The following is a 12899-nucleotide window of genomic DNA, read 5'->3' as shown; positions in this document are numbered from 1 at the left end:
AATGAGAAAAAATATTACTATTGGATTGTTGCTGATTATATTTTCAGGAACAGCTGTCGCACAGGATTTTACCATGCCTGAACTTTCAGGGTACAGGAAAAGTTTAAACTACCCGGTGTTTAAACCTGAAAATCTTTGGGATTTTATTAATGGTGCCGCAGATAATTACCTTGCGTACGGATTTGTTGATTTGCATGTAGCAGAATATAAGAAGGGTAAGAATGTTATCAAACTCGAGATTTACCGGCATAGCAGTAATACCCTTGCCTTTGGAATATATTCAACTGAACGGTCACCTTCATTTAATTTCAAAAATATTGGAGCCCAGGGCTATGTTGCTGACGGATCTATTAATTTCTTCAAGGGTGAATACTATGTAAAAATCAGAACCTATTCAAAAAACGAGAAAACCCTTTTGTCGGCTGAATCCCTGGCACTTAAGGTTTCCAATATGCTTTCAGGCGATTCTAAAATGCCTGCTGTTCTCTCCCAGTTCCCCGAAACCGGAAAAATGATTAATGAGGAAACATATATTAATGAGAGTGTTCTGGGGCATAAATTCTTAAACAAAGCATATAAAGCCACTTACGAGATTGGAAGCGATATGTTTTCAATATTTATTTTGGAGAAGGATTCACCTGAAGAGGCAATCTTATCTGTTGATGCATATCTTAAATCAGCAGGACTCGATGAAGTAGGAGCAGGGAGCGGAAAGTATATGTTTACCGACGGCTATAACGGTACTATATTTCTGTCATGGAGAGATAATCAGATAATTATTATATCAGGTCTTTCAAAAGATCAGAGTGAAGTAGCTGACAGGTATACTTCTGAAATTTTTAAATGATTAATATGGATACAGATGGCATTCGGAGCAATTAGCTTCCTGCCATGATGTTCCGATATCAACCGGATGTTTGAATTCAAGATTCTCCCTTATGCTTGAATATTCCATTTTTCCAGGACTACCCTGGCCAACTATTGTATGACACAGATTACAGTCTTTGGAAATAACACGGCCTGATTCAGATTTAAAAGTATTATTATGACATCTGAAGCAGCCATTGGTTTCAAGGTGTCCGATATGTTCAGGATAAAAGTTATAAGATACCTTCATTTCAGGAAAAGTATTCTTTGAGTATCCTTCCTGAACAGATTTTATTGAACTAATTATAAGTTCTTTGTTACTTTCATAATAATCAGCATATTCAGTTTTGTAGTAGTCGGTAATTCCCTGTTCAATCATAAGCATTGCAGAGTCTTTTGTATTAAATGTCCCGCTTAAAATCCCCATCACTACCTTCTTAAAGAACGGGATGCTGCTGGATACAGCACCTGTAAGCATGGCTTTATCAAAGTATACGTTTGGTGAATTATAATTATGTGATGGCCGGTTGTGGCAATCGATACAGTCCATCGTTCTTGGTGTTGCAGCATTTATAGTACTATCGGTAACAGGATATTCCTCATTTCTGTAAACCGTTACTTCACCATTCGCTTTGTTTGTATATTTTACATATGAGATAACCTCTCTTTTATCATCATCGGAGATATAGTCAATATTGACGTTTGGATTAATATGCCAGTGAATACCCTCTTTTAACCCTAGTCCGCTGTATTCCGGTCCTGTTTTCATCTGAAGTATCACATCCCATTCTGTATTAAGAGAATCAGTCAGAAAATATTTGTTGGTCCACAGGGAGCGTGCATAAAATTTTTGAGGCCAGTGACATTTCTCGCAGGTTTCTCTTGCAGGACGCAGGTCATGCAGGGGAGTTTCTATAGGGCGGGGAAATGAATTGGTCAGTACAGCATATATCTGATGCATTCCGGAAAGTTTGGATTTTACATACCATGAAGCACCTGAACCAACATGACATTCAACACAGAGCACGTTGGCATGAGGTGAGTTCTGATAAGCAACGTGCTCCGGCTCCATTACTTCATGGCATAGTGTTCCGCAAAACTCTACAGATTCAGTAATGTGATATGCTTCAAAGCTTCCCATTGTTGAAAGAAAGAGCACAATTATTGTTGTTACCGTGAAAATGATAAAAGCATTTCTGTGTCGGGGATCATTTAAATCTATTCTAGGAAGATTACCTGTTGAAACAAATCCTTTCCTGCTGGTTCTTCTCCTTTCGCGGATCATTCCGATTGGTATCAAAAGCAGTCCCATTATGAGAAATCCGGGGAGGATTATATATATGAACAGCCCAAGATTAGTGCTTCCCTTATCAAAAATTGAAGAAATAATGAATAACAGGATAATAAGTGCCAGGTTTATTCCGGCAATTATTGCTCCTATAAAGGTCAGCCAGTTCTTGGAGGATGGAGGTAGTTTCATTTTTGCCGGTATTTAGGTGAGTGAATAACGTAAAAATAGAAAATTAATGAACTCATATTTCAATTAGTGATATTTATTGGTTATTGAACTGTTAATTTGTTAACAGTAAAGAATCAGATTGCAAATTACTCCTGGCTCTCTGCATCAATAAGCAGTGAAATAGTCTGTTTAAGCTCTTCGTACGAACGAATTACAATGAGATCTCCATGTTCATCAACAACATTTTGTGGCGGATTAAATAGGATTCCGACATCAGCTTTTCTTAACATAGAAATGTCGTTATATGAATCACCTATAGCAATAACCTTGTATTTCAGTCCCTGAAGAGCTTCTGCTACCTTCTTTTTAGCATCCTTCTGTCTGAGGTTATAGCTGATAATATTTCCCGAACTGTCGGTGGAAAGATGGTGGCAGAGAAGTGTTGGCCTGCCAAGTTGTTCCAGGAGCGGATCAGCAAACTCAATAAAAGTATCTGAAACAATAATCAGTTGCGCCTTTGATCTTAACCAATTGACAAATTCCAGTGCTCCGGGAAGTGGTTTCAGCCTGGAAATTACATCCTGAATATCCTTAAGGGTAAGATTGTGTTCTTTGAGTATTTCTAAGCGTCCTCTCATCAGAATATCGTAATCGCTGATATCACGGGTGGTCAGCTTTAATTCCTCAATCCCAGTTTTATCTGATACATTTACCCAGATTTCAGGTACGAATACCCCTTCAAGATCAGAACAAATTATATACATTTTATAAAGATACGGCCATTAATTGTCTTTGAGAATAAATTCTTTCAGTAAATTATAATCATTACCTATAGTGAATAATTTCTCTTCTTTATCTGTCAGCCCTGCAAGCGACTGTGGAAGAGGAGGATTGAAGTTAATCAAAGGAATGATTTCTTCGGGGAATTTAGCAGGATGAGCAGTTTCAAGTGAAATATAAAGCTGTTGCCCCGATTTATTGTTTTTTACTGATTCCGAGTAATCTTTAATCCCCAGCCATGCAAGTGCACCATGTGGCTCGAGGATAATATTGTATTTTCGGTATATATCAGCAATCGCTTCCCTGGTATCATTATCAGAAAAACTAATTCCATGAAGATGCTCCCTCATTTTCCTGATATCCGGTTCTCTGATAATATTGCCATTTTCATCCATGATACCACCATAGAGGGCAATAATTCTGGCAAGGTTACTTGGATGCCCAACATTCATTGCACTTGAAATACAGTTCTTTGAAGGACTGATCTTGTTATAAATGCCTGTTTTTATGAATTCCGAAACCTCATTGTTTTCATTGGTTGTGACAATAAACTTCTTTATCGGAAGCCCTGTTCTGAATGCAATCAGTCCGCCCATAAGGTTTCCGAAATTACCTGACGGAACGCTGAAAACTGCCTTTTCGCTTTTTCCCGAGTTAAGCCTCGACCATGCATATATATAGAACACAGCCTGCGGTAATAATCTGCCAATATTAATTGAATTTGCTGAGGAGAGAGGCAGATGTGAGAGTGAGGGATCACGGAATGCTTTTTTTACCAGATCCTGACAATTATCAAACTTGCCATCAACAGAAAGAACTTTGATATTCTTTTGAAGGGTAGTCATTTGTTTCCTCTGCATCGGTGTTATTTCTTCAGCCGGAAACAGTATAATTACATTTATATTTTTCAAACCGTAAAATGCGCTGGCAACTGCGCTTCCTGTGTCTCCGGATGTTGCAGTTAAAATAGTAAGATACTTATTGTTTATCGACAGATAGTATTGCATTAACCGGCTCATCATTCTTGCTGCGAAGTCCTTAAAAGAAGCAGTGGGTCCCTGATCGAGTCTCATAATATACTTGCGGTCAGTTACTTTCTCAAGAGGAATGTCGAAGTTATAAGCATCTTTGCATAATTTTAATAATTCGTCAGCCGGTATTTCAGTGCCAAGGAATTTGGAGAGAAATGAAAATGCAATTTCATAATATTCCCTGCCTGAGTACGAGGCCAGCTCTTCTGATGCTATTACCGGAAATGATACAGGCATATACAAACCTCCGTCCGGAGCAAGCCCCTTCAGCAAAGCCTCACCGAAGCTTACCTCTGGTGCCTTCAGATTTGTTGAGTAGTATCTAATAGGAGTTTTGTTCATCAGTCAATAATACAATCATTTTCCTTTATAGTTTACACTTTACGCTTTACTTTACTTAGGTTGCTGAGCGTAGCCGAAGCATGCCCTGCGCCATTTAAACATTCACAACCCTCATAATATCCGCAAATACTCCAGCCGCAGTCACATCAGCACCTGCTCCATAACCTTTAATAACCATAGGTAATTCATGATATCTTGTTGTTGTAAGCAGAATTATATTATTGCTGCCTTCGAGGTTGAACGATGGATGGTCTATACCGATAGTTAAAAGTTCAACTCTGGCTTTTCCTTCATCAAGCGTAGCAAAAAATCTCCATTTTTTATTCTGTCTGACAAGCTCTTTTCTCTTTTTCTCGAACTCAGCATCATAACCCTTAACCTTCTCAAAAAAATCATTCAGGTCACCCTCAAAGCAATCTTCAGGAAGAAACTTATTGACTTCAACATCTTCTTTTTCAATTGCATAGCCTGCTTCGCGTGCAAGTATCAGAATCTTCCTCACAACATCAGTTCCGCTAAGGTCTACTCTTGGATCAGGTTCGGAATACCCTTTCTCCCTGGCTTTTTTAATAGCAGAGCTTAAAGGCACTTCCGGACTCAGTTCATTGAATATAAAATTCATTGTACCAGATAGTACGGCCTCAATTTTAAGGATTTTATCTCCGCTAAGAATGAGATCATTAATTGTTTTTATGATCGGAAGTCCGGCACCAACAGTGGTCTCATACATAAACTTGACACCTCTCTCGCCGGCAAGATTTTTAATGCATTGGTAATACGTGAAGTCAGCAGAGCATGCAATTTTATTGGCTGTTACAATTGAAACATATTTTGACAATATGGCGGGGTACCTGGCAGCTACAGCTTCGTCGGCGGTACAGTCAATAAATACCGAGTTTCGGAGATTCAGTTTTGTCATCTGATGGACAAACTCTTTAATATCACCCTTTTCTGCCGAAGATTTCAAAGTCTCTTTATAGTCATCAAGTGAGATACCTTTCCGGTCGATTACCATCTTTCTTGAGTTGGTTATGCCAATCAGGTTGATCTTCAGAGAGTGTTCCGCAAGAAGTATTGCATGCTGCTTTTGAATCTGCTTCAGAAGGCTTGTCCCTACAAGTCCGGTACCAGCTATAAAGAGATGCATCTCTTTAAATCGTGATAAGAAAAATCCGTCGTGTATAACATTAAGAGCTTTCCTTAGACTCTCATTTTTAATTACTACAGAAATATTCAATTCCGAAGATCCCTGTGCTGTTGCGATAACATTAATGCCATTTCTTCCCAATGCTTTAAAGAGTGTGGCAGATATCCCGGGAGTATTCTTCATCTGCTCTCCGACGATGGCTATTATCGACAGATTCTTCTCAATTAAAACTTTTAGTTCATTATTAATATCAATTTCGGTTTTGAACTCCTCATGTATCGCTTCAGCCGCAATCACTGAGTCTGCAGGAGTAACAGCAAATGTTATTGAATATTCAGAAGAAGCCTGGGTAATCAGAATTATGTTGATATTTCTTCCGGCAAGGGCACCAAAGAGTCTCATGGATGTGCCTGTTACACCAACCATGCCTGCTCCCTGAAGGGTTATGAGATCGATATGATCTATAGATGAGATCCCTTTAATCGGACTCCTTTTGTTATCGGCAGATTTACTACTTATTAAAGTTCCTTTTAACTCAGGTTTAAAGGTATTAAGCACCAGTACAGGTATGTTATTCTTATATACAGGCCTAAGAGTAGGAGTATAGATAACCTTTGCCCCGAAGTGGGAAAGCTCGATTGCTTCGGAATATGTAAGGTTCTCAATTACATATGCTTTTTCAACATTTTTTGGATCTGCTGTCATAAATCCGTCTACATCAGTCCATATCTCAAGTACTTCAGCATCTATTGCAGCAGCAATTATTGCAGCTGTATAGTCAGAACCTCCTCTTCCAAGAGTTGTTGTCTCTCCAGAAAGATTGCTTGCAACGAATCCCGGAACAATAGTAATCTTATCTTCTTTGCTTATATGATTATTAATAAGCGAGTTTGTCTGTTTAAAGTCGATCCCAGCAAATCCAAAATTACTGTCTGTTTTGATAAAGGAACGTGAATCAGCATACTTGCTTCCATCAATATATGTACTGATTATCAGGGAAGAGACTATTTCTCCTGTTGAAAGGGCCTGGTCGAGAGAATGTTTGCTCAATTCTCTTAGAAGATAAATACCTTTCAGTGTTTCATGGAGGTTGTCGAAGACAATTTTGAGTTTTTCTTTCAGGTCAGTGAGCTTCCTGTCTTTGATAAGCTGTTTAGCTGCTTCAGAGTGCCTTGAGCGAACCTTTTCAAATAGCGTCTTGTATTCATCGTTTCTTAATGAAGCCAGTTCGCATATTTTTTTTAACTCATCGGTAACACCCTGAAATGCTGATACAACAACAACGCATTTGGCTTCGTTTGATTCTATAATCCTTTTAACTCCCTTTATCCGGTCAGGTGTTCCTATTGATGAGCCTCCAAATTTCAGGACTTTCATGGCTTAAAACTTAATAAATAAAAATGCATCTCAAAGGATGCATAGATTAAGAGTGCAAAAATAGCAAAAATATGGCAAATAGCAGCAAATAATTATAGATATTAAATATTTAGGATTATAAACTATATGATTTGTTATATTGATGATATAATATTTGATTATTTTGTAATTGAATGAGGATGATCTCAAATCCGGTTCACTCCTTCATAGTGCTTTTCTGACGGCAAATTATTCTTACTATACACCTGCTGAATCCCGGGGATCCCTCGCTATCGCTCGGGATGACACGTCAATAGAGGGTCAAAGAGGGGAAAGAAATGGCGATTCGCAGACAATTTATTTACCTTATATTTATTCTATAGCGAATCGCCATTTCTTTCCCCCCCTAGACCTCGTATCCAGTGTCATCCCGAAGCGCCAGCGAGGGATCCCCTGGAATTAGCAAAACAAAAGAGGCTGATTTTCGGTCAGCCTCTTTTACTATAAGATTTTATATATTACCTATTTCCCCTCTTTCTCAAGCTTTTTAAGTATTGAAAAGATAAATCCGGCTGAAAGCAGACAACATACAATAAATACGAGCCATAATTGCCAAAGCTCAACTCTGTCCCATAAAATGGTTCCAACAAAGAGAAGTTTGTTGCCTACTGCTGTTGCAAGCAGCCAGCCTCCCTGCATTAAGCCCTGGAATCTTGATGGTGCTACTTTTGATACAAATGACAGACCCATTGGACTCAGGAAAAGTTCTGCTATTGTTAGGATGAGATAACTGCTTATAAGCCAGTATGGTGAGACTCTTTCTGCATCTGCCACAGGTGAACCAGCAAGTAATTGAGGTGATGAAAGATTCAGCGAGGAAATAAGAACTATAATAAAACCTATTGCTGCAATTATCATTCCAATGCCGATTTTTTTAGGTGTTGAAGGTTCTATACCTTTTTTGTTCATCCATGCAAAAATTCCCATTACAGGAAATGTAAGCGCTACAATAAATAGAGGATTGAACGATTGGAAAATCTCAGGAGATATTGAGTTCTGGGGACCGAATGCATTAAATACCTTGCCAAATAGCCCGCTTGGGTCAAATCCTGTGATAAAGAATATTGAAAGCAGGAATGCTACAACAAATAGTGCTCCTCCTATGACTTTTACATTTGCTTTCAGGCTTTTTCTAACAAGAAGAACAAGACCGGCAATTGACCCGATAAATGCCAGAATTGAAGGCATCGTAAAGAAAACGTTTGTGAATGGTTCTACCTGTTTAACAGTGTAATCGCGGGCATACATTGTAAGTGTTAGACCATTCTGGTGGAATGACATCCAGAAAAAGATCACAACAATAAATACCAGGATAAGTGATGATACCTTTGGGAATTCTTCTTTTTTTGAACTCATTAGCATCCAGGTAACAAAACCGGCAAAGAGGCCGAAAGCCATTCCGTTTGCAACTACTTTGCCAAATGGACTTCCTGTAGCATAACTTAGAATAAAGCTAAAGATTAAACCGGTAACAATTAATGCTCCGAATGCAGATAAAAAGGGTGTGATTTTGAATGGGATTTCTGATTCTCCTTTTACTGTAGCTTTTTCCTTATTCGGCAGGTATTTATTGAAGAATACATACACAATAAGGGAAATGACCATTGCAACGGCTGCTATTCCAAATGCATAATTGTATCCTTTTGCAAATACTTCTAGATAACTTTCAGCAAATACTTTCAGGTCAGTTACAGGACCTGCAAGATTAGCCGCATTAGCAAGTTCCTGAAATCTGGCTGTGTCGTTAAGTGTGCCATTGTTAAACTGATGGCAAAGTGAAGGCAGAGATCCATCATGGGAAAATCCATTTGTTTTAAGCCACCAGTTCCTCATTGCCGAAGCGGCAAACGGGGCAAAAAAAGCGCCGATATTTATTCCCATATAGAAAATCATAAACGCAGAGTCGCGAAGTTTTGAGTACTTCGGATCATCATACATCTGCCCGACTACAGCCTGTAGGTTTCCTTTGAATAAACCATTACCAAAAGCTATTGTGAATAGTGCAAGAATGGTAAACATCAGAGGCATTCCGGGCAGCGCCATAAGGAGATATCCTCCAAACATGATTATTATACCGAAAAGAATAACTGTTTTGTATTTTTTTGTTGAATCAGCAAGAATACCTCCTACAAGTGCAAGAGCGTATATACTGAAATAAAACCAGCTATAGATTTCGCCTGCTTCTTCAGCTGGGAGGCCATACTTGGCCTGAAGAAACAGCACCAGGATAGCCATCATTGTGTAAAAGCCAAACCTTTCACCCATATTTGAGAAGAAGGCTACAAGCAGTCCCTTAGGATGATTTTTTAACATATTAGTTATTTTTATATTAGTAATTAATTCATACTCACAATTCCTGTTCACTATCCTTCTTGCCAGGCAAACATGATAAAAAACAATGGTATTGTCCTCAAACAAATATATTAAATTTGTAAACAAATAAACACCTGATGAAAATAGTTTCATGTGAACAGATAAAAGAAATAGATTCATATACAATCAGTCATGAACCAATTGCTTCAATTGATCTCATGGAGAGGGCTTCAGCACAGCTGTTTAACTGGATAACCGGCAGGTATGGTATTTCTGAACATTTTGTGATTTTTGCAGGTACAGGTAATAATGGGGGTGATGGACTGGCTTTAGCCAGAATGCTTGGAAGTAACGGTTATATGGCAGATGTTCAGTTCATTAGTGTGTCTGATAAAATCTCCGATGATTGCAGACTGAATCTCGATCGTCTTCAAAATGTAACAAATGTTACAATCAATACTATAAAAGATATCAGTCAATTACCCTTCTTAAGATCAGGTGATATTATTATAGATGCAATCTTTGGTTCAGGTTTGACAAGGCCTGTAACCGGATTGCCGGCTGAGGTAATTTCGATGATAAATAAAACAGATTCGCTCGTTATCTCAATCGACCTGCCATCCGGACTATTTGGTGAGGACAATACAAATAATTCAGATACCGGCATAATAAGAGCTGATTATACCCTCACATTTCAGTTCCCGAAACTATCCTTTATGTTTCCTGAGAATGCTGAGTTTGCGGGAGAGTGGATAGTTCTGCCAATCGGACTGGATGAAAAAGCCATTCAGACGACTGTCTCACCTTACAGACTACTTTTATGCAGCGATATCTTACCATTATTAAAGAGCAGAAACAAGTTTGATCATAAAGGTACTTACGGACATGGATTACTAATCGCAGGATCAGAAGGAAAGATGGGCGCTGCAGTGCTTGGGGCATGGGCAGCTTTGAGAAGCGGAGCAGGTCTAATTACTTGTCATATACCATCAGGAGGGAATCTGATTATTCAGTCATCTGTATCTGAAGCAATGGTTATAAACGACAGATCAGAAAAAATCATTTCTGGAATCGGCCCTCTTGAAAATTTTACTGCTGTTGGGATTGGTCCGGGTATAGGGACTGATGAAGAAACTCAGCTTGCCTTAAAATCTTTTTTGGCAGAGTGTAAAAAGCCACTCGTGATTGATGCTGATGCATTGAATATCATTTCGTTAAATATTGATCTGTTGCAATTATTGCCCTCCAGTACAATACTTACACCTCATCCAAAAGAGTTTGAACGGCTAATTGGTAAAACAAAAAATAGTTATGAGAGGCTTCAGAAGCAGATAGCTTTTTCAGAAAAGTATAACTGTATAGTGTTATTGAAAGGTGCTCATTCAACGATAACGATACCATCCGGTGAAGTATTTTTTAATAGCACCGGTAATCCTGGTATGGCTACAGGTGGCAGCGGAGATGTTCTAACTGGAATTATCCTATCTTTGCTTTCACAGGGCTATTCTCCGGAAAATGCTGCAATAACCGGCGTTTACCTTCATGGTCTGGCAGGTGATATTGCAGCGGAAGAATCGTGTTATGAATCAATTATTGCATCAGATATAATTAATTGTATAGGAAAGGCGTTTAATAAGATACGGAGCAATGGCGTAAAGGTGTAATGGCACAACGGCGTAAAGGCGTTACGGCATAATACGAATCTGATTTTTAACTTTGCATTTTGAACTTTGAACTTTGAACTTTGAACTTTGAACTTTGAACTTAGATACTATGAAACCAATTCAAAAAATATCATTCCTGATCTGCGGTATTATTATGATCTCTTCCTGCTTTCCTGTAAGAAAGCTTGATAATCAGCAGGTCTCGGTATCTTCTCTCTCGGAGGCTAACTCAGTAAAAGAGGGAAGTGTTGTTTACGGCCTTCCGAGATCAGTTTTTACGGTGATTGTTGAAATGGACAGAACAATCGAAATTCCCGGACCATATGCAAAATTTGCAGGAGATCTGCTTGGACTTGATAAGGTGATAACTAAGGAAAATGAATCGTGGGCGGTTAGCGGGATTACCGTTAAAACAAATGAGGAGCTGGACCCTTCAGAGTTATATGTGATCGAAAGTAATTCGCTGTTACATACCAATGCCCTGAAACTTAAGAATGAAGGGCTTATTCTTGATCTTAACTCAGTTGGTTTTTCATCAGGCTTTGAACCCGGACTGGATAAAAATGGAACTGACCAGTTTATATCGTTCGATCTTGGTTCAGACGAATACTACCTAATGCAACGCGATACTGCCTATAAACGTGTTTCGATTGATTCAACGTTTATAAGGATCCCATACATTGTTGAGAAGAAAAAGAAACTCACTACCGAGCAACTCGCTGAGAAAGCAGCAAAAAGGCTGATGGAAATGAGGGATGGTAAGCATCTGATTCTGACAGGTGAAGCTAATGTGTTTCCACAGAATGATGCTTCTATTAACGAAATGAACCGTATTGAAAAGGAGTATACTGAACTTTTTGCAGGAAAGACTATTATTGAAAAACGGACATTTACCAGTCAGGTAATTCCTTCAAAAGATATGATTGGAAAGCAGGTTATACTGTTCCAGTTATCGGAGATAACAGGACCATTGGCTGAAAACTCCAAAGGCGGCAAACCGGTTGTTATTGAATTTGTTCCGGAAAAGAAAAGCAAAGAAATTACTTTTATTACCAAACCTGAACCAGAATCAGATTCAGAGGGGACTGTTTACGATAAACTATTTTACAGAGTTCCCGATGTTGCTAATATTAAAATCAGTATTGGTACAGAAGTACTCTACAATTCAAGAAAACTTATCTATCAATTCGGAAATATAGTCCAGCTTCCTGCAAACTATATTATTGGTAAATAGTTTCTCTTAAGTCCATACGCTTTACGCTCTACGCTCTACGCTATTGCCCTGAGTCCCGTGCCCTGTGCCCTGTGCCCTGTGCTACTTCACCTTCCCCTGAAAACTCTTCTGAAACGCTTCCCATGTTGAAGTTTCATATGCCTTGTCAGCAAAAAAGCTGAGAAGCATCTCCATCTCTTTTGGCTCCTTGAAACCCGGTACAGGCGAGACGCCCAGTTTTCCGTCTTTCTGGGTGGTCAGGAATACAACAGTCGGGTAGGACAACTGACCCTGTAATAAAGCAACAGCAAGCTGATGAGCTTTTCCTGCTTTTCCGTCATTTATAAAAGTCTGACCAAGGAATGTAACGCTCTCACTTCCTTCCGCATCGAATTTTACAGGATAGAATTTCTTATTAAGAATATCTGAAATAACAGGATTGGTAAATGTCTCTTTATCCATCTTTTTACACCATCCGCACCAGTCAGTATATGTATCTATAAAGAAAGGACGGGGAGCAGTCTTGTTAAGTTTTTCAGCCTCCTGAATTGTCAGCCATTTAACATCTGAATTGGCAGTCTGTGATTTGACTGTAATTACAGCCAGTAATAAAAGTGAAACTAATAAACTCTTTTTCATATAATTAATTAACTAAAATGTTATTTAA

9 protein-coding genes are annotated in these 12899 nt (G+C 38.7%); 3 read left to right on the top strand and 6 right to left on the bottom strand.

The window, feature by feature from the left end; all coding sequences use genetic code 11:
* Position 1: 1 nt before the first annotated feature.
* The gene (locus tag IPJ16_11890) at positions 2-847 is read left to right on the top strand and encodes a hypothetical protein (protein MBK7627869.1); all 846 of its coding nucleotides are present in this window, start codon (positions 2-4) and stop codon (positions 845-847) included.
* Here IPJ16_11890 and IPJ16_11885 read toward each other — a convergent pair whose 3' ends face one another.
* From IPJ16_11885 to IPJ16_11865, 5 genes are all read right to left on the bottom strand, one after another.
* On the bottom strand, positions 848-2347 hold the full coding sequence (locus IPJ16_11885; protein ID MBK7627868.1) for a NapC/NirT family cytochrome c: 1500 nt from the start codon (positions 2345-2347) through the stop codon (positions 848-850).
* Positions 2348-2472: 125 nt separating this feature from the next.
* Positions 2473-3090 carry a bifunctional phosphoserine phosphatase/homoserine phosphotransferase ThrH gene (thrH, locus tag IPJ16_11880; GenBank protein ID MBK7627867.1) on the bottom strand — a complete coding sequence of 206 codons (618 nt, stop codon included), beginning with the start codon at positions 3088-3090 and terminating at the stop codon, positions 2473-2475.
* A gap of 18 nt (positions 3091-3108) precedes the next feature.
* Positions 3109-4479, bottom strand: coding sequence for a threonine synthase (gene thrC / locus IPJ16_11875; protein MBK7627866.1), 1371 nt, complete (start codon positions 4477-4479; stop codon positions 3109-3111).
* 94 nt (positions 4480-4573) lie between these two features.
* Positions 4574-7003: a bifunctional aspartate kinase/homoserine dehydrogenase I gene (thrA, locus tag IPJ16_11870; GenBank protein ID MBK7627865.1), complete on the bottom strand. Its 2430-nt coding sequence runs from the start codon at positions 7001-7003 to the stop codon at positions 4574-4576.
* A 501-nt stretch (positions 7004-7504) separates the two neighbouring features.
* Positions 7505-9355, bottom strand: coding sequence for an MFS transporter (locus IPJ16_11865; GenBank protein MBK7627864.1), 1851 nt, complete (start codon positions 9353-9355; stop codon positions 7505-7507).
* A gap of 137 nt (positions 9356-9492) precedes the next feature.
* On the opposite strand from IPJ16_11865, the gene IPJ16_11860 reads away from it, so the two are divergent.
* Both IPJ16_11860 and IPJ16_11855 read left to right on the top strand, forming a co-directional pair.
* A complete protein-coding gene (locus tag IPJ16_11860; protein ID MBK7627863.1) occupies positions 9493-11019 on the top strand; it encodes an NAD(P)H-hydrate dehydratase in 1527 nt (508 codons plus the stop codon).
* 109 nt (positions 11020-11128) lie between these two features.
* The gene (locus IPJ16_11855; GenBank protein MBK7627862.1) at positions 11129-12253 is read left to right on the top strand and encodes a DUF4831 family protein; all 1125 of its coding nucleotides are present in this window, start codon (positions 11129-11131) and stop codon (positions 12251-12253) included.
* A gap of 81 nt (positions 12254-12334) precedes the next feature.
* Here the strand turns inward: IPJ16_11855 and IPJ16_11850 are convergent, their stop codons facing one another.
* Positions 12335-12871 (bottom strand): DUF255 domain-containing protein, encoded by a 537-nt coding sequence (locus IPJ16_11850; GenBank protein ID MBK7627861.1) that lies wholly within the window; start codon positions 12869-12871, stop codon positions 12335-12337.
* Between the last annotated feature and the right edge of the window lie 28 nt (positions 12872-12899).

This window comes from Bacteroidales bacterium (genome assembly GCA_016709865.1).
GTDB lineage: Bacteria > Bacteroidota > Bacteroidia > Bacteroidales > VadinHA17 > LD21.
The sequence above is the reverse complement of the archived record's forward strand: the minus strand, read 5'-3'. Positions and strand labels throughout refer to the sequence as shown.

Excerpts from the sequence above, each read along its gene's own strand:
- IPJ16_11885 (MBK7627868.1), bottom strand. The coding sequence starts at position 2,347 with ATGAAACTACCTCCATCCTCCAAGAACTGGCTGACCTTTATAGGAGCA.
- IPJ16_11850 (MBK7627861.1), bottom strand. The coding sequence starts at position 12,871 with ATGAAAAAGAGTTTATTAGTTTCACTTTTATTACTGGCTGTAATTACA.
- IPJ16_11890 (MBK7627869.1), top strand. The coding sequence starts at position 2 with ATGAGAAAAAATATTACTATTGGATTGTTGCTGATTATATTTTCAGGA.
- thrH (MBK7627867.1), bottom strand. The coding sequence starts at position 3,090 with ATGTATATAATTTGTTCTGATCTTGAAGGGGTATTCGTACCTGAAATC.
- IPJ16_11860 (MBK7627863.1), top strand. The coding sequence starts at position 9,493 with ATGAAAATAGTTTCATGTGAACAGATAAAAGAAATAGATTCATATACA.
- thrC (MBK7627866.1), bottom strand. The coding sequence starts at position 4,479 with ATGAACAAAACTCCTATTAGATACTACTCAACAAATCTGAAGGCACCA.
- IPJ16_11865 (MBK7627864.1), bottom strand. The coding sequence starts at position 9,355 with ATGTTAAAAAATCATCCTAAGGGACTGCTTGTAGCCTTCTTCTCAAAT.
- thrA (MBK7627865.1), bottom strand. The coding sequence starts at position 7,003 with ATGAAAGTCCTGAAATTTGGAGGCTCATCAATAGGAACACCTGACCGG.
- IPJ16_11855 (MBK7627862.1), top strand. The coding sequence starts at position 11,129 with ATGAAACCAATTCAAAAAATATCATTCCTGATCTGCGGTATTATTATG.